The 24,325-nt window shown below is 44.9% G+C and carries 22 protein-coding genes; 14 read left to right on the forward strand and 8 right to left on the reverse strand.

What is annotated here, in order from left to right:
- Nucleotides 1-120 precede the first annotated feature (120 nt).
- Nucleotides 121-2,499 (forward strand): penicillin-binding protein 1C, encoded by a 2,379-nt coding sequence (pbpC, locus tag AC6H1S_RS09540; RefSeq protein WP_497563436.1) that lies wholly within the window; start codon nucleotides 121-123, stop codon nucleotides 2,497-2,499.
- A gap of 9 nt (nucleotides 2,500-2,508) precedes the next feature.
- Here the strand turns inward: pbpC and AC6H1S_RS09545 are convergent, their stop codons facing one another.
- From AC6H1S_RS09545 to AC6H1S_RS09565, 5 genes are all read right to left on the reverse strand, one after another.
- Nucleotides 2,509-3,222 carry a lysoplasmalogenase gene (locus AC6H1S_RS09545; protein WP_497563437.1) on the reverse strand — a complete coding sequence of 238 codons (714 nt, stop codon included), beginning with the start codon at nucleotides 3,220-3,222 and terminating at the stop codon, nucleotides 2,509-2,511.
- Nucleotides 3,197-4,432 carry a sterol desaturase family protein gene (locus AC6H1S_RS09550; RefSeq protein ID WP_497563438.1) on the reverse strand — a complete coding sequence of 412 codons (1,236 nt, stop codon included), beginning with the start codon at nucleotides 4,430-4,432 and terminating at the stop codon, nucleotides 3,197-3,199. Before AC6H1S_RS09550 ends, AC6H1S_RS09545 begins: the two co-directional genes overlap by 26 nt.
- A gap of 72 nt (nucleotides 4,433-4,504) precedes the next feature.
- On the reverse strand, nucleotides 4,505-4,918 hold the full coding sequence (locus AC6H1S_RS09555) for a BLUF domain-containing protein (RefSeq protein ID WP_497563439.1): 414 nt from the start codon (nucleotides 4,916-4,918) through the stop codon (nucleotides 4,505-4,507).
- On the reverse strand, nucleotides 4,908-5,249 hold the full coding sequence (locus AC6H1S_RS09560; protein WP_497563440.1) for an MmcQ/YjbR family DNA-binding protein: 342 nt from the start codon (nucleotides 5,247-5,249) through the stop codon (nucleotides 4,908-4,910). The genes AC6H1S_RS09555 and AC6H1S_RS09560 overlap by 11 nt, the downstream gene beginning before the upstream one ends.
- A gap of 1 nt (nucleotide 5,250) precedes the next feature.
- A complete protein-coding gene (locus AC6H1S_RS09565) occupies nucleotides 5,251-6,021 on the reverse strand; it encodes a queuosine precursor transporter (protein WP_199140284.1) in 771 nt (256 codons plus the stop codon).
- Nucleotides 6,022-6,247: 226 nt separating this feature from the next.
- Here AC6H1S_RS09565 and AC6H1S_RS09570 point away from each other — a divergent pair, with 226 nt between their 5' ends.
- The 8 genes from AC6H1S_RS09570 to AC6H1S_RS09605 all read left to right on the forward strand — a co-directional run bounded on the left by AC6H1S_RS09570 (nucleotide 6,248) and on the right by AC6H1S_RS09605 (nucleotide 15,622).
- On the forward strand, nucleotides 6,248-7,450 hold the full coding sequence (locus AC6H1S_RS09570; protein ID WP_497563441.1) for a multidrug effflux MFS transporter: 1,203 nt from the start codon (nucleotides 6,248-6,250) through the stop codon (nucleotides 7,448-7,450).
- A gap of 62 nt (nucleotides 7,451-7,512) precedes the next feature.
- On the forward strand, nucleotides 7,513-8,658 hold the full coding sequence (locus tag AC6H1S_RS09575) for a methionine aminotransferase (protein ID WP_497563442.1): 1,146 nt from the start codon (nucleotides 7,513-7,515) through the stop codon (nucleotides 8,656-8,658).
- Between the two features lie 26 nt (nucleotides 8,659-8,684).
- On the forward strand, nucleotides 8,685-9,491 hold the full coding sequence (locus AC6H1S_RS09580; RefSeq protein ID WP_497563443.1) for a nitrilase family protein: 807 nt from the start codon (nucleotides 8,685-8,687) through the stop codon (nucleotides 9,489-9,491).
- A 21-nt stretch (nucleotides 9,492-9,512) separates the two neighbouring features.
- Complete coding sequence (locus AC6H1S_RS09585; protein WP_497563444.1) at nucleotides 9,513-10,544, forward strand: glycosylasparaginase; 1,032 nt, start codon at nucleotides 9,513-9,515, stop codon at nucleotides 10,542-10,544.
- 17 nt (nucleotides 10,545-10,561) lie between these two features.
- The gene (locus AC6H1S_RS09590; protein WP_497563445.1) at nucleotides 10,562-11,440 is read left to right on the forward strand and encodes a YegJ family protein; all 879 of its coding nucleotides are present in this window, start codon (nucleotides 10,562-10,564) and stop codon (nucleotides 11,438-11,440) included.
- The gene (locus AC6H1S_RS09595) at nucleotides 11,430-12,185 is read left to right on the forward strand and encodes a copper homeostasis protein CutC (protein ID WP_497563446.1); all 756 of its coding nucleotides are present in this window, start codon (nucleotides 11,430-11,432) and stop codon (nucleotides 12,183-12,185) included. Before AC6H1S_RS09590 ends, AC6H1S_RS09595 begins: the two co-directional genes overlap by 11 nt.
- Nucleotides 12,186-12,252: 67 nt before the next feature.
- Nucleotides 12,253-12,690, forward strand: coding sequence for a hypothetical protein (locus AC6H1S_RS09600; protein ID WP_497563447.1), 438 nt, complete (start codon nucleotides 12,253-12,255; stop codon nucleotides 12,688-12,690).
- 4 nt (nucleotides 12,691-12,694) lie between these two features.
- Nucleotides 12,695-15,622: a GH92 family glycosyl hydrolase gene (locus AC6H1S_RS09605; protein WP_497563448.1), complete on the forward strand. Its 2,928-nt coding sequence runs from the start codon at nucleotides 12,695-12,697 to the stop codon at nucleotides 15,620-15,622.
- A 222-nt stretch (nucleotides 15,623-15,844) separates the two neighbouring features.
- Here the strand turns inward: AC6H1S_RS09605 and AC6H1S_RS09610 are convergent, their stop codons facing one another.
- A complete protein-coding gene (locus AC6H1S_RS09610) occupies nucleotides 15,845-16,954 on the reverse strand; it encodes a S41 family peptidase (protein WP_497563449.1) in 1,110 nt (369 codons plus the stop codon).
- 174 nt (nucleotides 16,955-17,128) lie between these two features.
- Between AC6H1S_RS09610 and lepA the strand changes: the two genes are divergently transcribed.
- Nucleotides 17,129-18,916 carry a translation elongation factor 4 gene (gene lepA / locus AC6H1S_RS09615; RefSeq protein WP_199140304.1) on the forward strand — a complete coding sequence of 596 codons (1,788 nt, stop codon included), beginning with the start codon at nucleotides 17,129-17,131 and terminating at the stop codon, nucleotides 18,914-18,916.
- A 99-nt stretch (nucleotides 18,917-19,015) separates the two neighbouring features.
- Nucleotides 19,016-19,897, forward strand: a complete 882-nt coding sequence (locus tag AC6H1S_RS09620; RefSeq protein WP_199140306.1) for a bifunctional 5,10-methylenetetrahydrofolate dehydrogenase/5,10-methenyltetrahydrofolate cyclohydrolase — start codon at nucleotides 19,016-19,018, stop codon at nucleotides 19,895-19,897.
- Between the two features lie 194 nt (nucleotides 19,898-20,091).
- Here the strand turns inward: AC6H1S_RS09620 and AC6H1S_RS09625 are convergent, their stop codons facing one another.
- Together AC6H1S_RS09625 and AC6H1S_RS09630 are read right to left on the reverse strand one after the other, a co-directional pair.
- Nucleotides 20,092-20,418: a Rieske (2Fe-2S) protein gene (locus tag AC6H1S_RS09625; RefSeq protein ID WP_199140308.1), complete on the reverse strand. Its 327-nt coding sequence runs from the start codon at nucleotides 20,416-20,418 to the stop codon at nucleotides 20,092-20,094.
- A gap of 1 nt (nucleotide 20,419) precedes the next feature.
- A complete protein-coding gene (locus AC6H1S_RS09630) occupies nucleotides 20,420-21,187 on the reverse strand; it encodes a hypothetical protein (protein WP_497563450.1) in 768 nt (255 codons plus the stop codon).
- Between the two features lie 73 nt (nucleotides 21,188-21,260).
- On the opposite strand from AC6H1S_RS09630, the gene AC6H1S_RS09635 reads away from it, so the two are divergent.
- From AC6H1S_RS09635 to AC6H1S_RS09645, 3 genes are read left to right on the forward strand one after another with little or no spacing between them, the layout of a single operon-like run.
- Nucleotides 21,261-21,884, forward strand: coding sequence for a 7-carboxy-7-deazaguanine synthase QueE (locus tag AC6H1S_RS09635; RefSeq protein WP_199140312.1), 624 nt, complete (start codon nucleotides 21,261-21,263; stop codon nucleotides 21,882-21,884).
- 51 nt (nucleotides 21,885-21,935) lie between these two features.
- Nucleotides 21,936-23,834, forward strand: coding sequence for an OmpA family protein (locus AC6H1S_RS09640; RefSeq protein ID WP_497563451.1), 1,899 nt, complete (start codon nucleotides 21,936-21,938; stop codon nucleotides 23,832-23,834).
- A 2-nt stretch (nucleotides 23,835-23,836) separates the two neighbouring features.
- On the forward strand, nucleotides 23,837-24,253 hold the full coding sequence (locus AC6H1S_RS09645; protein WP_199140316.1) for a DUF6526 family protein: 417 nt from the start codon (nucleotides 23,837-23,839) through the stop codon (nucleotides 24,251-24,253).
- Nucleotides 24,254-24,325: the final 72 nt, after the last annotated feature.

Below are 24,325 nucleotides of genomic sequence, written 5' to 3' on the forward strand. Positions count from 1 at the left end.
ATCATCAAAAAACGAACAAACCCCGCTGCAAACCTTAAAAAAGTAACAATTTTTTCCATAACCTTGATTTTGATATACATCAAGCATTACCACAAAATGTTACCCCTTTGCGAATAAAAAATGATCAGAATACCCAAAGCATTTCTAATTAGCGATGGCATTTGCCTTTTAGGTATACTGGTTTTCCTGTTGGCTTGGCCCAAACAATTGTTCAGAAGCCCTACCTCTTATGTAGTAGAGGCCAGTAACGGCGAATTGCTCAGTGCATCGATTGCAAGCGATGGGCAATGGCGCTTTCCAGTGGCCGATTCGGTGCCTGATAAATTTGCCAAATGCCTAACCGCATTCGAAGATCAGCGCTTTTTAATGCATTTTGGTGTAGATCCGGTGGCTATGGGTCGTGCCATGAAACAAAACCTGCAATCGGGCAGCGTAGTCAGTGGTGGCAGCACCATTAGCATGCAAGTCATCCGCTTATCGCGCAAACAAAACCGTAGCATTTGGCAAAAGCTGATCGAGATGTATTTGGCCATGCGTTTGGAACTTGGCCATTCTAAAAAAGAGATCTTAGGACTCTACGCCGCCAATGCCCCTTTTGGCAGCAATGTGGTTGGCTTGGAAGCCGCCAGCTGGCGATATTATGGCCGAAAAGCAAGAGACCTCTCGTGGGGCGAAATGGCTACCTTAGCCGTGCTGCCCAACAGCCCATCGCTGGTACGCCCCGGCAAGAACGCCCATAAGCTCATCAAAAAAAGAAACGATTTACTGGATAAATTGGTAACCTTGAATTACATAGATCGGGCTACGGCCAATCTTTCCAAAGCAGAACCCATCCCAACGCAACCACTGTCTTTACCTCAGTATGCGCCACACCTGCTTAACCGTTTTAAAGCGGAAAGAAGAACTTTAAAATTGCCTTCTACCAAATTAAGTTCAACTTTAAATTACGATTTACAACTTAAAGTAAACGAATTACTTAAAAGATACAACAACAGATACAAAGCCAACGGGATCAATAACATAGCAGCCTTGGTGCTCGATGTAAAAAATGCCAAGGTAATGAGCTATGTGGGCAACAACTACCAGCCCGAAAACAAGGAGCTCGAAAGCCATGTGGATATGATCAAGGCACCTCGAAGTCCGGGGAGTACGCTCAAGCCCCTGCTTTATGCCAGCATGCTGAGCGATGGCTTGCTACTACCTCATTCGCTGGTAGCCGACATTCCTACGCAAATTGCAGGCTACACGCCTCAAAATTACGATTTGGGCTACGATGGCGCCATTGCGGCCGACAAGGCCCTAAGCAGATCGCTCAATATTCCGGCGGTAAAAATGTTGCAGCAGTATAAGTACGAGCGCTTTTACGACCAACTCAAAAAACTGCATTTTAGCACACTCAACAAACCTGCCGATCATTATGGTTTATCGCTTATTTTAGGGGGCAGCGAAGTAACCTTGTGGGATTTGGCCAGAAGTTATATGGGCATGGCCCGTACGCTCAACCACTTTAACGAATACCAAGGCCGGTATAATCCTCATGATTATGATGCCCCTTCTTATGTTAAAAACAAGGAGCAAACCATCGATAAAGGGGAACTGGAACCAAATTCGGTACTAGACCATGGAGCCATTTGGGCCACTTTTAATGCCATGGAAGAAGTGATGCGTCCTGGCGACGAAGGTTTGTGGGAACAGTTCTCGTCATCGCAACGGATAGCCTGGAAAACCGGGACCAGCTTTGGCTTTCGGGATGCTTGGGCCATTGGCTTAACTCCAGATTATGTGGTTTGTGTATGGGTAGGCAATGCCGATGGCGAAGGCAGGCCTGGCTTAATGGGTATTGAAGCAGCAGCCCCCGTCCTTTTCGATATTTTTCGGCTCTTGCCCAACGCTAACTGGTTTCAAACCCCAAAAACCAAGCTCAAGAAAATTGCGGTATGCAAACAAAGCGGCTTTAAGGCAGGCGAAAACTGTCCCGAAAAAATAAGCGACATGGTGCCTTTTGCTGGAGAAAAAACCAGGATATGCCCTTACCACCAACTTGTTCACCTCGATGCAACCGGTACTTACCGTGTAACCGACAAATGCGAAAGCCCCGCACAAATGCAACATGCAAAATGGTTTGTATTGCCTCCGGCCATGGAGTATTACTACAAGATCAAAAACAGCGATTACAAGCCTTTGCCCCCCTTTAAACCAGGTTGCGACGAACCGAGCAATCAATTGCCGATGGATATGATTTATCCCAAGAACAATGCAGTGGTCTATATCCCGGTAGAGCTGGATGGCACACGGGGCAAGGTTATCTTCAATGTGGCCCACCGTAATCCAAAAACAAAAATCTATTGGCATATCGACGAGAACTACATCGGCACCACCCAATCTTTCCACCAAATAGCCTTAAATCCTGCTCCGGGCAAACATACGCTTACGTTGGTTGATGAAAAGGGAGAACGCCTGGTACAGATTTTCACTATTCTGGACCGGGAAAAACACTGATTTTAAACATTACATCGCCGATTTCTTCTTCATCTTTCGCTCTACGGTGCCCATCGTAATAAGGTATTGCGCCAGCATGTAGGTCGACATTATCCAGAGGCCAGAAGTTTCGAAAGGATGCACAAAGCGATTATAGGCCAATATCGCGTCAGAAAGGATAAACAGTACGGCACCCCACATCACCAGCTTGAAACTCAAGGTATTTACCCTCCCTTTGCGATTGGCGGCCATAATGCCCATCAGCGAAATCACAAAGGCATAAACCATTACCGGTATTTTCATGTCGGCCAAATAAGGGCGCAAATAAATATAAAATACAATGCAGAATACGCCAAAAATAACCAGCGCCCAACGCGTATAGCCCTTTTGAATGCGCGAATTCCAAATATAATCGAGGTAAAATGCCGTAATGTATAACAGATGCCCAACGAGGAAAGAAGCCAAGCCCAACAAAAAAAATGAAGGATGAGCGATTTGGAACATCAAAAAGCAATCGCCGAACAAGCCAAACAACAAACCGCCAAATACACGCTTGACAAAACGGCCCTTAAGCTGGGTGTGGTAAACCAGAAACAGCAGCAACGAAATGGTAATGAGCGGCTTTACAGCATAATGAAAATCAAGCAAAACCAATTTGGAAGTAATCGGGTCAGATTCTACCAAAAGCTGGACAATGAAGATGAGGATGAAGGCAAAATTAAATTGAAGATGTTTCTTGAGCATATATGATTTTGTTTTGTATAAAGCAGAACCAGATGAACGAACCTGCCTGAACCAGCGTAAAAACAATAGCTAAAGTATTAAATATAGCCATATCCTTAAATAAGTAGAGCCCAAGGAGGCTTACTATGAGACGAATAAATTCGAAATACTTGAGCCAGGCCCTGCCTTCCAGCAGCGCGCCACAACTTAAGAGCGTCAAAATGGTAAAAACAGCAGCGGCTACAACAGCTTCTCCGGTCATTTTCGGATATAAAAACAGTAACATCGAGCCAACGGCCAAAGCTACCACAAACTGAAACAAGACATAGCCTACCAAAGCCTTGCTATAATAGGCATCGTACTTTTTATAGTGGGCCACGTCTATTTCGGGAGCTGGCTTAAAACCGCCCAAAGCAAGCGGAAACCAGCCCGGAGGCTTGATAAAAACCCTTATTTTATCTGCAAGCCGATCGGTTTTACGCGCAGTATCAATCAGCTCTGCCCAATAATGTACATTGGCCCAAATAGGGTTCCAACTGGCCAATGGCTTGGTAATACCATAATAAACCTCTTCTTCTTCTTGTTGAAAGGTGCCGAATATTTTATCCCAAATGATGAGCGAACCCGCATGGTTTTTGTCAATATACTTGGGGTTGGAGCCATGGTGCACCCGATGGTGCGAAGGCGTATTGATGATATGCTCCAGAAAACCCATGTTTTTAATGGCTCTGGTGTGGATCCAGAACTGATAGAGCGTATTAAAGGCACTCAGGGTTAAGAACATGAGCGGATCAAACCCAATGAAGGCCAAGGGCAAATAAAACACCCACGAAAACCAGCCTTGGAACCACGATTGGCGCAAGGCTACGGTAAGATTGTATTCTTCAGACTGGTGATGCACAATATGTGCAGCCCACAGTGCATTAACCTGATGGCTCATGCGATGAAACCAATAATAAAAGAAATCGACACCGATAAAAAGTATAATCCAGACCCAAATGGTATTGGGCAGGTCGAATAGCCGCCAATGCTCAAAAATATATTTGTAGCCAAAAAACAGTGCCGTTTTCATGAAAAGCCCCGTAACCTGCTGCCCTATGCCCTGGCTCAGGTTGGCAATCGAGTCGTTAAGCCGGTAATAGCCCAGTTTTTTATAAAATGAATAGCCCAACTCAATGCCAATCAGCAGAAAAAAGACCGGTACAGACAAAGCGATATAATCAACTTTCATGGTTGCTCAATTTAAAACAGAATTTAGCTCATTTAGCCCGAACAAGCAAATGTTGACAAAAAATAGCACATTTTATGCCTTGGCCAACAGCTTGAGCAGCTTTACGGCAGAAGCCGTTTTAATATAGGCAGCCACGTCTTCATGGGCACAGTTTTCCAACTTGTTGATTTCGGCAAGGTTCACTTCCTTAAAATCCATGCTCCAATTGCTGTAATACCGTTCTTTGGCATGTCCGGTTGCAATCGTTTTAATGGCTATCAAGCGCTCGTCTTTAATAATAGAGGCATAAACTTCTTTAACTGCGGCTTCGCTTCCTTCGAGCAATTGTATAAAGGTGCCCTCGCAATGCAGCAGCTTGCCGGTAATATCTAAAAAAGCGTTTCTGGATCTGGCTTGTTCCAATAATTCCTCAAAATCAGTTTCGGTGAATTCTTTTTTGGCTACGCCAATGTATAGGAGGTAGAAGTACATCTTATTATAATTCATTCAACAATCTCTTGGGCGCCCTGTTCTTCCAAGCACTTAGCAATAAGGCTTTAAGGTGGTTCGGGTCTACCCTTTCCAAATCTACTAGCATGTATTTATACCTGACGTAGTGTGCTGTCACAAAAAAGGTTTGTGGATCTTTTTCGATCCATTTTTCTCTTTCAACGGTATGTATCACCAAATTAATGCCATCTTCTTTAAGCCTAGCAAAAATATATTTGTTTACATAGAAAGCCGGCGTTTCAAAACAAAGCTGTTCGGTAACACCCGGAAAAGCCATTACCGTGTTACGTATAAACGTTAGTGCCAACCGGGTATTGTTGTTTTCCATATCAGCCCCTGCCGGCCATCTTGATCATCCGATGGGCTAAATCCTTGCCTAAATAGCCATCAATAATGCCATGTACCAGGTACAGGATGGGCGTCATGAGCAAGGCCACGATAAATTTGTAAATATACCCTACCAAACCAATGGCGGCTACCATCTGCCAGCTCCAATGGTATTTAGGGTTCAGGTAAAAAGCAATAAAAATAACCACAAAACTATCAATCAGCTGCGAAACCACCGTAGAGCCGGTAGCGCGAAGCCACAAAGCTCGCTCGCCGGTAACCTTTTTAATGCGGTGAAAGATGATCACATCAGCCATCTGTCCAATCAAAAAGGCAATGAGCGACCCTACAATAATCCACATGCCCTGCCCAAAGATATTGTCGAAGGCATCAACCATGTTCAGGTTGTGGCCATTTACATCCTGGTTGATCCAAAAATCAGACGGGCTGAGCTGCATAGAGGCCCAAGCTACAAAAAAGGCAAAGGCAATGAGTATGCATGTAAGTATAGAAAGAAAGCGTACCTGTTTCACCCCGAAATATTCGTTGATGATATCGGTCATGATAAAGATGATGGGCCAGGTTAAAACTCCAGCCGACATGTTGAAGGAGAGATTGGGAACGCCAAATAAATTGATATCGAATTTCTTGATGCCCAATGTGCCTTCTACCGAAAAAATCTTTACTCCAATAAACTCTGATAAAATGGCATTAGCCACAAAAAACGCCCCCAGAACGAGGAGCAAACGGCTTTCTTTGGTTTTAAAAGTCATGAATGCTAAAATACAATTATTTTGAGATAAACGAAATTTTGGCGCCGCTTGCATTGTCACAATTTAACTTGATCTATTTGTGTTGCGCTAAGCGTCATCCCTTGTACGTTCATGGTTTATCAGCAATTAGCCCATATCTTCCGCTAAACCAAACTTTAATTTTGACAAGATTTAGACGCCTCTTGTTTTTCTAATGTCCATCTTTGCCTCCGCTTAAAATCACCCTATGGCTAGATCAAAATTCCTGCTTATTTTCATTTTGGGTTTGCTGGCTGCGCTAGGTCCCTTTTCTATCGACATGTATTTGCCGGGCTTTAAAGCCATAGCCAAGGACTTGCATACCGATGTAGCCAATGTATCGCTGTCGCTTTCCAGCTTTTTTATCGGTATTTCGGCCGGACAGTTGCTGTACGGTCCGTTGTTGGATAAATTTGGGCGTAAAAAACCGCTTTATTTTGGACTTGCGCTATACATTGCCGCTTCTTTGGGCTGTTTGTTTGTAACTTCGATAGACCAGCTGATTGTTTTGCGTTTTGTACAGGCCATTGGCAGTTGCGCCACAGCAGTGGCTGCTGTAGCTATGGTGCGGGATTTATTTACCGTAGAAGAAAGCCCTAAAGTTTTTGCTTCGCTCATGCTGGTTATCGCGGCCTCGCCAATGCTGGCGCCTACCGCCGGTGGCTATTTCATTGCCGCCATGGGCTGGCCTTCGGTATTTGTATTTTTAAGTTTCATGGCCTTGCTTATGCTGGTATTGTCCATTTGGAAACTTCCAGAAAGCTACAAACCAGATCCCAGCTATTCGTTAAAACCCAAGCCAATCCTCAGTAATTTCCTTGTTGTTATCAAGGAGCCTTCATTTTATACCTATGCCCTGGTCAGTGCCATCACCTTTAGCGGCTTGTTTGCCTATGTATCTTCTTCACCCATCGTATTCATGGATATCTATCAAGTTAGCGAAACAGGATATGGATGGATATTTGCCTTGCTATCAGCATTTTTTATTGGTTTTAGTCAAGTAAACAGTTACATACTCCGATGGTTTACCAGCAAACGGATTGTGAACTGGGCTTTGCTTGCACAAGCCATCGTCAGCATCTTATTTTTGGTGGCCGCACTCCACAACTTGCTTAATTTATACACGACTGTTTCGTTTATTGCCTTATTTCTGGCCTGCCTCGGTTTTATCAATCCAAATGCATCGGCATTGGCCTTGGCGCCTTTCAGCAAAAATGCAGGCAGCGCTTCGGCCTTAATGGGTGCCCTGCAAATGGGTTTGGGCGCACTGGCCTCTGCCTTGATCAGCGTATTTGCCGCCGATGCTGTATGGCCCATGCCTGCGGTCATGACCATGGCAGCGCTAATTGCCTTGTGTTGCCTCTTTCTGGGCAGCAGCCAAATCAGGCCAAACACGGCCAGCAATGCATAATTTGCCCATCTTTTTAACGTTAATGGCTATATTGAAAGAGATTATTGCTATTTTCGTTGTACATGATGCTTATAAATTCTAAACTACCTACAGTAGGCACCACTATTTTTTCGGTGATGTCTAAACTGGCCCAAGAACACAATGCCATAAACCTCTCGCAAGGTTTTCCAGATTACCCAGCCGATCCAAAATTGATCAAATTAGTGGCCGATGCCATGAAAAACGGTCACAACCAATATGCTCCTATGCCAGGCTTAATGAGCTTGCGGGAGCTGATTGCCGAAAAAACTGCAAACTTTTACCAGGCAAACTACAATCCCGATACCGAGATTACTATAACAGCCGGCGGCACCCAGGCTATTTTTACCGCACTGGCTGCCGTTATCAATCCTGGCGACGAAGTAATTATCTTCGAACCGGCCTACGATTGCTATTCGCCCACCGTAAAGCTCTTTGGCGGTTTAGTGAAGCCTTTCGAGCTGCATGCACCCGATTACAAAATAGATTGGGAAATGGTCAAAAAACTGTTTACGGCCAACACCAAAATGATTATCCTGAACAGTCCGCAAAACCCAACCGGAAGCATCTTAAGCAAAGCCGATATCGAAGCGCTGATCAAACTGACCAAGAACACCGATGTGATGATTTTGAGCGACGAAGTGTACGAACATCTCGTTTTTGACGGAGCGCAGCACCAAAGCGTAGCCCTTTACCCCGAATTGAGGGAAAGGAGTTTTGTGGTAGCCTCTTTTGGCAAACTACTACACACTACAGGCTGGAAATTAGGTTATTGTCTAGCTCCAGCTAAATTAATGAACGAATTTAGAAAAGTACATCAGTTCAACGTATTCAGCGTAAACACCCCAATGCAGGTCGCCATTGGCAACTACCTCAAAAGCGAAAATGTTTACACGGAACTGCCTCAGTTTTTTCAGCAAAAAAGAGATTTCTTCCGCAAGCTATTAAATGAGACTAGATTTAAATTGCTACCTTGTAAGGGTGCTTATTTCCAGTGTGTAAGCTTTGCCGAGATCAGCGAAGAAAAAGACACTGACATGGCCATCAGGTTAATTAAGGATTTTGGTGTGGCCAGCGTTCCGGTTTCTGCATTTTACACCAAGGGAACCGACAATAAGGTATTGCGGTTTTGCTTTGCCAAAGAACAAGATACCTTGGAAAAAGCCGTTGAAAGACTAATAAAAATATAATTTTCATCCCTCAAAAAATTATAAAAATGGAAAGTCCACAATATTTAAACATCCCAAACCTAAAAGTTACGGTCTTCCAGGCCTATCTCTTTTGGGAAAATATTGACAAGAACCTCCAGAATATTTCGTTGCGTCTGTCGGGCGGTGTACGTGAAAAAACCGACCTCATTGTGCTTCCAGAAATGTTCAGCACGGGTTTTACCATGAAGGCCGAAGAAATGGCCGAAGAAATGGACGGCAAAACCATGCAATGGCTAGCCAAAACCGCCGCAAACTACGATTGCGTGGTTACGGGCAGTCTCATTATCAAAGAAGACGGCAAGTACTACAACCGGATGATATGGATGCTGCCCAATGGCGAGTTCCAATATTACGACAAGCACCATCTTTTTGGCATGGGCGATGAAGACGAAAACTATACCGCCGGCCAAAAATCGCTCATTGTGGAGCTAAAAGGATGGAAAATCCGTTTGGCCGTTTGCTACGACCTCCGTTTTCCGGTTTGGCTGCGCAACAAAAATGCCGAATATGACATTCTGCTGCTGGTGGCGAGTTGGCCCGACAAAAGGTCTTCGCACTGGCGTACGCTCATCCATGCCCGTGCCATCGAAAACCAAAGCTATGTTATCGGCGTAAACCGCGTAGGCCACGATGGCAACCAGATTTACCACAGCGGCCACTCGATGTGCATCGATCCTTATGGCAATACCGTTTACTATAAGCCCGAAGACGAAGATCTATACACCTTCAGCATCAACTATCCCGATCTGGAAAAAATACGCAGGCAATTCCCTTTCTTAAAAGATTCGGATAATTTTACCCTTATACCTTAACCAAATACCTACCAACCAAATATGTTTAACCGGAGAAAGTTTATCAAAGCCAGTGCCTTTTCTACTGCGCTTTTGGCCATCGACAAAAAAAGCATGGCTAATGTTGTTCCATCGGCAGTTGCCCCAGCCCATAAACCCATTGTCATTTCGACCTGGGACTTTGGCGTAGCGGCCAATGCGGCCGCCTGGAAGGTATTAAGCACCAATGGAAGGGCTTTGGATGCAGTTGAACAGGGAGTTTGGGTGCCCGAGGCCGACGAAAGCAATCAATCGGTTGGCTATGGCGGCCTGCCAGACCGCGATGGTAAAGTAACTTTGGATGCCTGCATTATGGACGAAGCCGGAAACTGCGGTGCGGTACTGGCGCTTGAACACATCGTGCACCCTATTTCGGTAGCCCGCAAGGTAATGGAAAAAACCCCACACGTAATGCTGGCCGGCGACGGCGCCCTGCAATTTGCCTTGGAACAGGGATTTAAAAAAGAAAACCTTTTAACACCCGCTAGTGAAAAAGCCTGGAAAGAATGGCTAAAACAGGCCAAATACGAGCCGGTAATGAACATCGAAAACAAACTTTACGATAAGGCTTCGCCACAAAAACTACCGGGAAACCAATACAACCACGATACCATTGGCATGATTGCGATCGATGCCAAGGGCAATCTCTCTGGTGCCTGTACCACCAGCGGCATGGCCTACAAGCTGCACGGGCGTGTGGGCGACAGTCCGATTATTGGTGCCGGCCTGTACATAGATAACGAAATTGGCGGCGCTACTTCAACCGGTGTTGGCGAAGAAGTGGTCAGGAATGTAGGCTCGTTTTTGGTGGTTGAGCTGATGCGCCAAGGCTACTCGCCAGAAGAGGCCTGCAAAGAAGCCGTTATGCGTATCATTAAAAAGAAACCAGAAACTGCCAAAAATATTCAAGTGGGCTTTTTGGCCATGAACAAAAAGGGCGAGTATGGTGCTTATGCCATTCAAAAAGGCTTTACGTATGCCGTCTGCGACGCGAAGCAACAAGACCTGGTTATCAAAGGAAAAAGCTATTACTAACCATTAAGCACCTACAAATGGGTTTATTCTCCAAAATTTTCGGAAAAAAGAACGTAGTAGAACGACAGGGTGAACCAGATATGGTACGGGTAGCCCATGAAGACGAAGGCATGAATTGGGCCATAGAAAAAGCCAAGCTTACGCTTTGGTATTTTGCCACATGCCTCCAAAATCCACAGCCTCATCAATCTTATTTTTCGGTAAAGGTAAAAATCATAGACGGCGACAACTTAGAACACATTTGGCTTACCGACCCGCATTTTGATGAGGAAGGCCATCTTTTCGGCACCGTGAGCAACGAACCTGTTGAAGTAAAAACGGTAAAAATGAACCAGAAAATTGGTATCGATCGTGAGCATATCTCCGATTGGATGATTGTTGAACATGGCCGTTTGATTGGCGGCTACACCATCAGGGCCATCAGAAACAATATACAGGATAGCGACAAACCAAACTTCGACCAAAGTATCGGCCTGTATATAGACGAGGGCGTTGATCACTTTAAACCAAACTTCGACACCCCAGAGGGCGCCATTTTGGCGATAGAAGAAGCCTATAGAAAGGAAGATCTGGGGGCCGTATTGGCCTGTAAGGATTTTACAGCCGAGGCAAAAGTGATGATGGCCAAAATGAGCATCGAACCCAACGAAGAGACCACCAAGGGTTTAGCCGATGTATTGGAAGCTTCCTTTATCAACAGCATAAACGAATACGGTTTTCCGAATTTTAACGGCATAACCTGTGCTTTTCCGGCTAGAGAAAAAGTTACAGAACAGCATTGGATCATTACCGAAGTATGTTGGTATGCCGATGGGGGCAAATCTGTCCAAAAAATAAACGTAGCCAACACGGCGAACGGCTGGAGTGTATTAAACCCAGTAAGCGATGACGAATAACAATTTACCCAAGCTTGAAATCTGCGCCAATTCGTTCGCCTCGGCAAAAGCCGCTGCCATTGGTGGCGCCCACCGGGTAGAATTGTGCGAAAACATGGCCGAGGGTGGCACAACGCCAAGCTATGCACAGATCAAATTTTCCAAATCGCTCCCCAACATCGAAATCTGGCCCATCATCCGGCCACGTGGCGGAGATTTTCTTTACAGCGACGACGAGTTCGAACTGATGAAAGCCGACATTCAACTGTGCAAGGAATTACATTGCGACGGTGTAGTGATTGGTATTTTAACTGCAAATGGTAGCATAGATAAAAAACGCTGTGCCGAACTGATTGCGTTAGCCTCCCCTATGCCGGTGGCCTTTCATCGTGCTTTCGACATGAGCAACGATTTGGCCAAAGCGCTTGAAGACCTGATCGAACTGGGCATTGTACGCGTGCTTACCTCTGGCGGCTGCCCAAGCGCAGCACTGGGCGCCCAACAAATTGCACAATTGGTTAAACAAGCCAAGGGCAAGATCGAAATTATGCCTGGCGCAGGTGTAAATGCCGAAAATATTCAGCAGCTACGTAAAGAAACCGGTGCACACAACTTTCATTCTTCGGCAAGGGCGAAAGTGAACAGCCAAATGCAGTATCGTAACGAGTCTACAAAAATGGGCAGTATTGACGACGAATACCAGTATGAGCAAAGCGCTCCTGAAAAAGTAAAAGCGCTTGTTGAGGCTTTACAATCAAGTTCATGAGCATTTTTCTATCTTCGCTCGTTGTCCTTATCTTTTTATAGCGCAAATTAAACCGATACAAAATCAGATGAAATATATCCTTACGTTTATCCTCTTATATCCCTTGCTGGCTTTTGGCCAAAACAAGGAAACTAAGGCGCCTGTTTTTGCCCTGGGCACTTTTGCCGACGATTATGGCATCAGCTATACCATTAACGATACTTTATGGATACAACACCCCAATATCAAGTATCACATCATCAAATGGAACCCAGAAAAACAATATTTGGTAGCCCGAAACGATGCCAAAAACAAAACCGATGGCAATAAGTATACCCGCATCGACTACATGATCTTTAACGGCATGGAACCTTGGCACTGGGGATTTTGCCTAACCGTTTATGACGCGGCAACCGATGAACAAGCCGAACAAACTGCGTATGTAGACAGGCAGAACCCTAAAAAGGGCTGCAATGGCTACCCTTTCTCGCGCATGAAAAAAACCGAACCTAAACCTGAAAAATAAATTGATGAAATTCTCGAAGCTATTCTTTGCTTTTGTATTGCTTAGCGCTACCGGCTTTGCCCAAAGCAAAAAGAACTACAACCAATATGTAAATCCATTTATTGGTACGGGTGGCCATGGACATACTTACCCTGGTCCTGCCCTGCCATTTGGCATGATCCAACCTGGTCCAGATACCCGTTTGGAGGGATGGGATGGCTGTTCGGGCTATCATTACAGCGATTCGGTGGTCTACGGCTTCTCGCAAACCCACTTGAGCGGCACCGGCGTAGAAGACTACTGCGACTTTCTGCTTATGCCAACTGTTGGCAAGCCACAGTTGCTCAATACCCAATATGCTTCTCCTTATCAAAAGAAAAACGAGAAAGCCAGTCCGGGTTATTATACTACTTTTTTAGACAAATACCAGGTTAAGGCCGAAATAACCGCCACCCGCAGAACCGGACTGTACAAATTCACCTATCCCAAATCCAGCGAATCGAATATCATTATCGATCTAAAACACCGGGATAAGGTATTGGATAGTTGGGTAGAAATCGTCAACGACAGGGAAATCAGGGGCTACCGCAAGTCGAGCGCCTGGGCCAAGGCGCAGGAATTGTATTTCCACGTACGCTACAACAAGCCCTTTAAAGCGTATGGCATCGCCGTTAACGACGAGCTACAGCCTAATTTGAAGAAAGCAAGAGGCACCAATATCAAATTATATATCCAGTTCGAAACCAGTGCCCAAGAAGCGGTATTGGCCAATATCGCCATTTCGGCGGTAGATGAAACAGGCGCGCTAAAAAACCTCAACACCGCTACCGACGGCTTCAATTTCGAAAAAACCCTGCAAAAAGCACAGCAGGATTGGAACAAGGAACTGGCTAAAATTGAGGTAGAAAGCAACCAAACTAAAAATTTAACTACTTTTTATACGGCACTTTACCATAGCCTGCTTAATCCAAATCTATATATGGATGCCGATAACCGTTACCGGGGGTTAGACAATAAAATACACACGGCCAATGGCTTCGAATATTATACGGTTTTTTCGTTGTGGGACACCTATCGCACCGAAAATCCGTTGCTGACTTTAATTGACCGCAAACGAACCTTGGATTTCATCAAAACTTTTTTGGCCATGCATCAGCAGGGTGGCTTACTGCCCATTTGGCCATTAGCAAATGATGAAACCTATTGTATGATTGGCAACCATGCCATTCCGGTTATTACTGATGCTTACGCCAAAGGCATTCGTGGCTTCGATACCAAATTGGCGCTACAAGCGATGAAACATGCCGTAAACCGTAAGCAGTTTGGCATTGACGTTTATGCCAAGAACGGTGCTGTTTTAGCCGATATGGAACACGAAAGCGCTTCGAAAACCGTAGAATACGCTTACGATGACTGGTGCATTGCCCAGTTTGCCAAAATGATTGGTGCAACTGCCGATTACCAAACCTATATGATGAGGGCGCAAAACTGGAAAAACGTTTATGATCCTTCAACCGGCCACATCAGGGCACGCAATAATGGCGGTTGGTGGAAGCCTTTTAATCCAACCGAGGTTAACAACAACTATACTGAAGGCAATTCGTGGCATTACAGCTTTAGCACCCAGCAGGATGTAAATGGACACCTGCAAATGATGGGCGGCGAAAAAGCCTACCAGGCAAAACTCGACGAGCTTTTTACCACTAAGCAAGGCCTTACCGGCAGAGACCAAAGCGATATTACCGGATTGATTGGTCAATACGCACATGGCAACGAACCGAGCCACCACATGGCCTATTTGTTCAACTTTACTTCGCATCCCGAAAAAACGCAGTATTACGTGAACAAAATCATGAACGAACAGTACCACGATCAACCCGATGGTCTTTCGGGCAACGAAGATTGTGGCCAAATGAGTGCTTGGCTCGTGATGAGCGCCATGGGCTTCTACCCTGTTTCGCCAGGCAACAACATGTACATCATCGGCACACCTTGGTTCAAAAAGATGAGCATCAGCCTCGGAAACGGCAAAAAAATCATAATCAACGCCCCAAACCGCGACGAAAACAATTACTACATCAAGGGCATGACGGTGAATGGCAAGGCCCACCAGCAGCTTTACCTTGATTTTGCCAACCTGGCCAATGGGGCTATCATTAATTTTAAGTTGAGCGCACAGCCAGACATGAGTTACCTGAACAGCCTTAAAAAGCCTGTTATGAAAATTGGGGGTACTTTGATTGTTCCCAACCCGATTATCGAAGGTCCGCAAGAAACCTTCAAAAACAAAGCGACCGTTACCTTAAGCGATGCCTTAGCTGGTGCAAGTATTTATTACACCACAGATGGAATGACGCCAAATTCGACCTCGAAAAAATATACAGCACCCTTCGAAATCAGCAATGATATCACCATCAAGGCCATTGCCTATCAAAAAGGCTATCAAACCAGTTACGTAAGTACGTCCGTTTACAAAAGAATCAACAACAACTACAGCATCAAGGTGAACAGCGAAATCAACAAGAGCTTTACCGGTGGTGGCAATGATGCCCTGATAGATGGCGTGAGAGGAGCCATTAACTGGCGCATCGGCAACCGTTGGCAGGGCGTTTGGGGCAAGGATTTTGAGGTAATTTTAGACCTGGGCAAAAGCCAACACGTCAATTCGGTAAGTGTGGGCGCCCTGCAGGATACGCAGGCCTGGATCATCTTCCCCCCAACAACCGAATTTTTGATTGCTGGCGACGACATGAACTTTAAATCGATTGGTTCTGTAAAAGCACCAGCTGAAGCCAAAGACTACAATATCCAAATCAAGGAAATTGGCACCAAGGTAAACAGCGATTGCCGATACCTTAAAATTATAGCCAAAAATTATGGCACATTGCCAAGCTGGCACGAAGGCGCCGGTGGCTTGGCCCACACGTTTTTTGATGAAGTTACGGTAAAATAATAGCTCTGATGAGCTGTCGTTGCGCCCCACATTAACCGTCAAGTAAAGCTTAACCTGTTGGCGAAGAATGCCAGCAGGTGCAATGTTGTTCGGAAACCGAAATAAATAATTAGGCTGGTCGGGAATTGAATTCCCGACCCTCATCACCCAGGATTTGCAATCCTGCCAGAATCGAAATCACAGCTTCCACCTCCATACCGTTGCCTTTAAAACCTTGGCTCTTTATTTATTTGCGCTTTCCAATCGACCTTGTATCATCTTGATTTTGTTTTTTTCGGCATTATCAATGCTTACATCGGGTGCAATGCCAATATTGTCTATCGGATTTTTAGGCAGGCGTTTTGAACGCGATATCGGTATAGTTAAATTGTAGGCATCGCAGGGAATATCGAAATACTGATAATTGGCATAATCTAGCATTCCATAAGAATTTTCGCCATAAACAGTTGCTTTTTTGCTTTGTTTAGCCATCAACAAGAATGATTCGGCCGAGCTTGCCGAATTACGGTCAATTAGCAAGGCTACTTTTTTGGGATAATCGTAAACCTTGGCTAACGTAATCAATGCTGTATCGCTGCCGGCGGGGTTTACAAATTTACCGATGTTTTTCTTCATTAAAGAAACGATATTGGCCATGTAGCCAGCGGCATCTTTATTGAGGTTTTTATTGGTAAGTTCTTGTTCGTAAATAGCGATATTATCTGCTGTAGCCCAATACTCAGAGACCCATGTAGCTATGGGATTGGTGTAGAGATAAGGCAAAAACGGACTGTAGGTAAAATCGCTGCCTCCCATATTCCCTCTCATATCGATGATCCAATTGGGGGTTGTCAGCAGTTCGGCTTCGTATTTTTTCATCAAGCTGTCAACGTTCTTTTTTTCGGAATAATCGAAAGAGGGCAAACTGATGAGCAAGGTTTGGCTACTTAATGGCTTGATATTGGTTTGATTTGCCAGCGTATCTGCGGCCGGCGGTGGCAATACCTTAAACTTGGCAAACCGCTTGTTTAACTGTCCGAGTTTCTCCGGATATTTTTCGCGGTAGCGCCAATCCAGCTGTACCCTCAAATGCTGATCCTTAAAATAATTGGTCCATGTACGCAATAGTACATAACAAGTATCGATATTATTGGTTGCTTTTGCCTTTTCGGCTAATTGCTGCGTAAAGCGGTTAAATTCTTTTCGATTCAACGGATTGACTTTATCGTTATAACCTGCATAGTTTTTGCTTACCTTGGCTACCGTATAATTGAAATTAACGGTACAATTACAATCTTGAGCAGCTAAACGGGTAGCCAACAACATCAATACAAGAATCAAGGGATTTCTCATCAACATCTTTTAAGCAAAGACGAAAGTATTCAAAAAATAGTTGCATCTGAAACAATATTAGCTTCAGCCTTTTACCTTTAATGTCTTGCCCCATTTTCCAGCCGACTATTTACCTTCCACCTTTGCACTTTCAGCCTTTGGTCTTTCCGCATTTAAAAACTATCTTTGCACAAAATGAAGCACATACGTAATTTCTGCATAATTGCACATATTGACCACGGAAAGAGCACTTTAGCCGACCGTTTATTAGAATATACGAATACCATTAGCCAGCGCGAGGCACAAGCGCAGTTGCTAGACAACATGGATTTGGAACGCGAGCGTGGCATTACCATCAAAAGCCACGCTATTCAAATGAACTATAAAGTGAATGGTGAGGAGTATATTTTCAACCTGATTGACACACCTGGCCACGTTGACTTTTCGTATGAGGTTTCGCGCTCCATTGCCGCCTGCGAAGGTGCTTTGCTTATTGTAGACGCTTCTCAAGGCATCCAGGCCCAAACCATTTCCAACCTTTATTTGGCTTTAGAACACGACCTGGAGATTATTCCGATCTTGAACAAAATGGATCTTCCAGGTGCGATGCCGGAAGAAGTTAAAGACCAGATTATTGATTTGATTGGTTGCAAACGCGAAGAAATCATCCCGGCCTCGGGTAAAACCGGAATGGGCATTCCAGATATCCTGCAAGCCATTGTTGACCGTGTGCCTGCACCTGTAGGCGATGCAAACGGCCCTTTGCAAGCCTTGATTTTCGATAGCGTATTTAACTCGTTTAGGGGCATTATTGCCTACTACAAAGTGGTAAACGGCGAAATCAAAAAAGGCGATAAGGTAAAGTTCATCAACACTGGCAAACAATACATTGCCGACGAAGTGGGTATTTTAAAACTAGACATGTCGCCACGCAACAGCGTAAAGACCGGCGATGTAGGCTATATCATTTCGGGCATTAAAGAGGCTCGCGAAGTAAAAGTGGGCGATACCATTACTACCGTAGAAAATGGTTCGGCAGATGCCATTCAAGGTTTTGAAGAGGTAAAGCCGATGGTATTTGCAGGCATCTACCCTGTCGACACCGAAGATTTCGAAGAACTGAGAGAAGCCATGCACAAGCTGCAGCTAAACGATGCTTCTATCGTTTTCGAAGCAGAAAGCTCAGCGGCTTTGGGCTTTGGCTTCCGTTGCGGTTTCTTGGGCATGTTGCACATGGAAATTATCCAAGAACGTTTAGAACGCGAGTTCGACATGACGGTAATTACCACGGTTCCCAACGTATCGTACATTGCATACACCACAAAAGGCGCCGAAATTGTGGTCAACAACCCATCGGATTTGCCCGACCCAAGCAAGCTTGATTCGGTAGAAGAACCTTTTATCAAGGCCAACATTATTACCAAGGCCGAATTTGTGGGACCGGTGATGTCGCTCTGTATACAGAAAAGAGGGGTTATCGTTAACCAATCCTACCTTACCTCAGACCGCGTAGAACTGGTTTTTGAAATGCCGATGGGCGAAATCGTATTCGATTTTTACGACAAGCTGAAAACCATTTCCAAAGGCTATGCCTCTTTCGATTACCATCAGGTGGGCTACCGAAAATCTGACCTGGTGAGGCTAGACATGCTGTTGAACGACGAACCTGTGGATGCCTTGTCGTCGCTGATACACCGCAGCAATGCCTACGATTTTGGCAAAAAGATCTGCGAGAAACTAAAGGAGCTGATCCCACGCCAACAATTCGAAATCAAGATCCAAGCATCGATTGGTGCCAAAGTTATTGCCCGCGAAACATTGAGCGCACTCCGTAAAGACGTAACGGCCAAATGTTATGGTGGCGATATCTCGCGTAAACGCAAGCTCTTGGAAAAACAGAAAAAAGGTAAAAAACGCATGCGCCAGGTGGGCAACGTAGAAATCCCGCAAACGGCGTTTATGGCGGTGTTAAAATTAGACTAAACTAGATGTGAGATTTGAGAATCTAGATTTGAGTCCCAGGCATTCCCAGGGCAAATCTCATATCTCATATCTCACATCTCCAATCTCATATCTCACTATATGCAACTACTCGACGGAAAATTTGCCTCAGAAAAAATCAAGGCCGAAATAGCTGAAGAAGCAGCTTCATTTTTAGCACAAAGCGGACGTAAGCCCCATTTGGTAGCCATTTTGGTTGGCCATGATGGCGGCAGCGAAACCTATGTAGCCAGCAAAATGAAAAACTGCGAAAAGGTAGGTTTTCAATCGTCGTTGGTCAGGTATGAAGATACCGTTACCGAAGCCGAGCTTTTGCAAAAAATACAGGAAATCAACCAAGATGCAGGTGTAGATGGGCTGATTGTACAGCTACCCCTGCCAAAGCATATCGATCCGGAGAAAGTAACCGAGGCTATCGACCATCGCAAAGATGTAGATGGCTTCCACCCGATTAATTTGGGACGGATGATGCGCAATTTGCCATGCTTTATACCGGCTACGCCTTATGGCATTTTATTGATGCTACAGGCTTATCATATCGATACCACTGGCAAACATTGCGTGGTGGTGGGCCGAAGCAATATTGTGGGCAGTCCGATGAGTATTTTGATGGCGCGCAATGCCAACCCAGGCAACTGCACCGTAACCCTCACCCACAGCAAAACCCAGAACCTTAAAGAAATGGTACTGCAGGGCGATATTATTGTGGCTGCCATTGGCAAAAAGAACTTTGTAACTGCTGATATGGTAAAACCTGGTGCCATTGTTATCGACGTGGGCATTAACCGCGAAACTTCTGCAAGCACCAAATCGGGCTACAAACTTTACGGCGATGTAGATTTCGAAAACGTAGCGCCCAAAGCCTCATGGATTACTCCGGTACCAGGTGGCGTTGGCTTAATGACAATTGTAGGTTTGCTTAAAAACACCTTGGCTTCTGCGAAGAAAGAAATATATAGCTAATAGCTTATGGTTTATAGTCAATGGACCATGGTTGGCCGTTTATTGGGCAAGCATTGATTGATCAACCTGCTTAAAGCATTTGTTGGTGTTCTTCACCAACAAAACCGTCATTTTGATTGCCGATCTCAACAGGATTTGTACATCAACATGAAACTTCACGCCAAACCATGAACTGCCGACTATTAACCGGGTAACTAAAAAATCCGCTTCCACCAGCTCTCTTTCAGGCCAACGTACAAGCCATCTTCCCGCTGTTCGGTAGGGTAAATGTTAATATAATCGCCTTGGCCGGGTGCGCCCCTGCCCGTGGTTAAACTATACGCGTAGCGGTGAATGGGACAAACAATATTTCCTTCCTTGCACCAGCCACCACTTAAAATACCACCTGCATGCGGACAGGTATTTTGTATAACATAGATTTTTTGTTCATACTTAATCAGGCATAGTTTTTTGCCGTTTACCTTAACCTGCTCCACAATATCATGGTCGGGCAACTCAAAATCTACCTTGAACCATTCCATGCTAGTATTCGATTTTAAAATTCAGTAATTCTGGCTTATCTAAAGCTTCGAGCATATCCAATTTCAAGGTAAACTGCTTTTTATCGGCCGACAGTACTGCATTCGGATTTCCCGTACTTTTAGCGGGTCGCGGCAGGTTAACCACAACAGTACTGGTCATTTTCATATTCATCCCTTTCATCAATTCGAAAGCCTGCTTGTCTTTATCTTTCTTGGCGGCCAAAACATCAAGTTTGATCATTCGGCCAAAAGTATTGGGCGTAATCACATAATCGTACTCTTTGTTCTTAAAGGGCATATCAGGTTCTTCACCGGCCTCTGCAGGCAGGCCTTTCGGCTTCATGATGTCGCCAATCTTGCCCTTTTGAAACAATTCTCCAAAATTGCTCATGAAATAGCTGAGCTCTTCGGCAGACTTTCCCTTGTTCATAAAATCAAGCTTGAATACGCCTTCGCTCAAATTCAGTTGCATGTGCACATCGCTTTGTTTCATCAGGTTAAGCTCTGCTGGGCTAAATCGTTTCTTTAAACTATCAGGCATACTGCCCAGGTTAACCAAAGTATCTTTAGATTCTTTATATGCCTTACTCTGCTTTACAGAATCGGGTGTCATCGCCGCTACCATTTTAAACAACTGCCCCATATCCAGGTTATAATTAACAGCATAAGAGCCATCTGCATTGAGGTTATAGGTTTCTTCAACATCAAAGCAAGAGCTTAAAAACAGGCAGAAAACAACTAAAACAAGGAGGGATTTAATTTTCATCATCGGTTAAATATTGCTTTAGCAAGATACACCTATTCGCATAAAGCACATAAATTTAGTAAATTTGCCGAAATTTATGGCACATCAAATACCAGAAGACGGCACATTGCTTCCACTCATGGAAGAATTCTATACCATACAGGGCGAGGGATTTAATACGGGAAAAGCGGCTTATTTTATCCGTTTGGGCGGTTGCGACGTGGGTTGCCATTGGTGCGACGTGAAGGAAAGCTGGGATGCCGAACTGCACGCCTTGACTGCTGCCGACGATATCGTGGCCAAAGCCGTAACCTATCCCGGAAAAGCCGTGGTAGTAACCGGCGGCGAGCCCTTGATCTATAACTTGGATTACCTCACCAAAAAACTGCAGGAACAAGGTATACTGACTTTCATTGAAACTTCCGGCGCCTATCCGCTTTCGGGGTCTTGGGACTGGATCTGCCTTTCGCCCAAAAAATTCAAGGCACCGCGACCAGACATCACTCCTTTTGCCAACGAGCTTAAGGTGATCGTATTCAACAAAAGCGATTTCGATTGGGCCGAAAAATACGCGGCTACCGTTTCGCCAAATTGCAAGCTGTATTTGCAACCCGAATGGTCGAAAGCCAAAGAAATGACACCTTTGATTGTTGACTATGTAATGGCCAATCCGAAGTGGGAAATCTCCCTGCAAACGCACAAATTCCTCAACATTCCTTAATTAATTCGAGATTTTATTTACATTAGTCTATTACCAAGTGGCAATGGGCTAATGAATAAATACCTGATCTTGTTTTTATGCTGTTTGATGGCTTTGGCAACAAAAGCCCAAAATTCTGCCGTAAAAAAGGCCCAAAATAGTTTTGACGATGCCCAGCAATACCTCAGGCAAAACATCTACGACGAGGGCATCAAATATTTGGAAGAAGCCGTAAAAGCCGATCCCAAATTTCAGCTGGCCTACATCCAGTTGGGCGATGTGTACCGCAGGATGAAAGACCATGAAAAAGCTAAGGCAAACTATGCCAAAGCAGTAGCATCGGCACCTACCGTTGAAGCAAGGGTTTATTATGTGCTGGGCGAAAGTGAGCTTCTGACCGGAGATTATGCCAATGCCAAAAAACATTTTGAAAGCTATAAGCAGCAATATACCGGCGCTGACCAAGACCTGGTTAAAAAGGCCACTAAATATATTATTGATTGTGATTTTGCCGTCGCAACCCTCAAAACCCCCGAAAAGTACGAACCCATTAACATGGGCTTTTACATCAACAGTGCCAACCGCGATTATTTTCCGGCATTAACCGCCGATGGACAGACCATTATCTTTACCCGGGTGGTGGATGGCAATGAAGATTTTTATGTCTCAACCAAAAAAAACAACGAATGGCAAAAGGCACAGCCCCTGAGCAACAACATCAATACGCCAAACTATAACGAAGGGGCGCAATCGATCTCTCCAGATGGCAAATACCTGTTTTTTACCGGTTGCAACCGCCCCGATGGCATGGGCCGATGCGACATCTATGTGTCGAGAAAAGAAGGCAACGATTGGGGAAAGGCCATTAACCTGGGCAAAGTGATCAATTCGGAATATTGGGAATCGCAGCCTTCCATCAGTCCTGACGGGAGCACGCTTTATTTTGTAAGCAACAGACCGGGGGGCTTGGGTGGCTACGATATCTGGAAAAGTACGCTTACCGACGAAGGGCAATGGACCGAGCCGATTAACCTGGGTCCCAATATCAATACGCCTTACGACGAGAATACACCTTTTATGCACGCCGATGGCAAAACGCTTTACTTTTCTTCCGACGGCTGGCCCGGCTTGGGCAACAAAGACATTTTTTACAGCCGGATGAACAACCAGGGCGAGTTTGCTAAGCCTATCAATTTAGGCTACCCGATCAATACCTTCAACGAAGAGATTGGGCTTATTGTTACTGCCGATGGCACAGAAGGCCTTTTCTCTTCGAACATAGCCAACGGAGGCTTCGGCGACTTGGATATTTATCATTTTCAAATGCCCGAAAAGTACAAGCCTTTGCCGGTTACCTACGTCAAGGGAGTGGTCAAAGACAGGGAAACCAAACAATTGCTCGAAGCCAATGTAATGGTTATCGATTTGAAGACCAATAATACGATGTTCAACGATTTTACATCGAGCGAAACCGGCGACTTTTTAGCGGTGATGCCTATTGGAAGCGATTATTCTTTTAATGTAGAGGCAAACGGCTATCTGTTCTACTCGCAACATTTCGAACTGAAGGCTGCTAATGCCAATAAGCCTTACGAAGTGGAAATTTTAATGGATAAAATCAAGGTGGGCGGCGAAGTAACCCTGCACAATATCTTTTTCGATACCAACAAATACGAACTCCTGCCCGCTTCGATGGTTGAATTGCATCTCCTAGTGGAATTGCTCAAAAACAACGAAAACGTGGCCATAGAAATACAAGGCCATACCGATAATGTGGGTGACGCCAAAATGAACGAGAAACTATCGGAAAACCGCGCAAAGGCCGTTTACGATTTTCTGGTTAAAAACGGAATTGCCACCAAGCGCCTCACGTTTAAAGGCTACGGCGAAACAAAGCCTCGTTTTGACAACAGCACCGACGAAGGTAGACAACAAAACCGCCGAACAGAATTTAGAATAACCAAAAACTAGCCATGCCACAAAATTTCAACAACCACAAAAGGTTCAGTCCGCCTTACCATTTCTTTACGGTTCCCTTAATCTTTACCGGATTGGGATTTTCAGTGTACGCCTTTGTAAAAACGCCAGACCTCACCCATGGATTAATTGTACTGGCCTTTTTGCTCATCGGCATCATTGGACTTTTTGCCCGTTTCTTTTCGCTTCGTGTACAAGACCGCGCGGCCAGGGCCGACGAACGGCTGCGCTATTACATCCTCACGGGAAAAATGCTTCCAGCGACCTTGAGAATGGGACAAATTCTGGCTTTGCGTTTTGCCAGCGACGAAGAATTTGCAACCTTGGTTGACCAAACATTAGCCGAACAGCTTTCGCCCACCGAAATCAAAAAAGCCATTAAAAACTGGCGTGGCGATTACCATAGGATTTAATGAGTTTAGATTTACGATTTTGGATCGGTCCTCTATCGAAAGCATCATTGGCTCAAACCAATGATTGGCATT

The organism is Pedobacter sp. TM02, assembly GCF_059705275.1.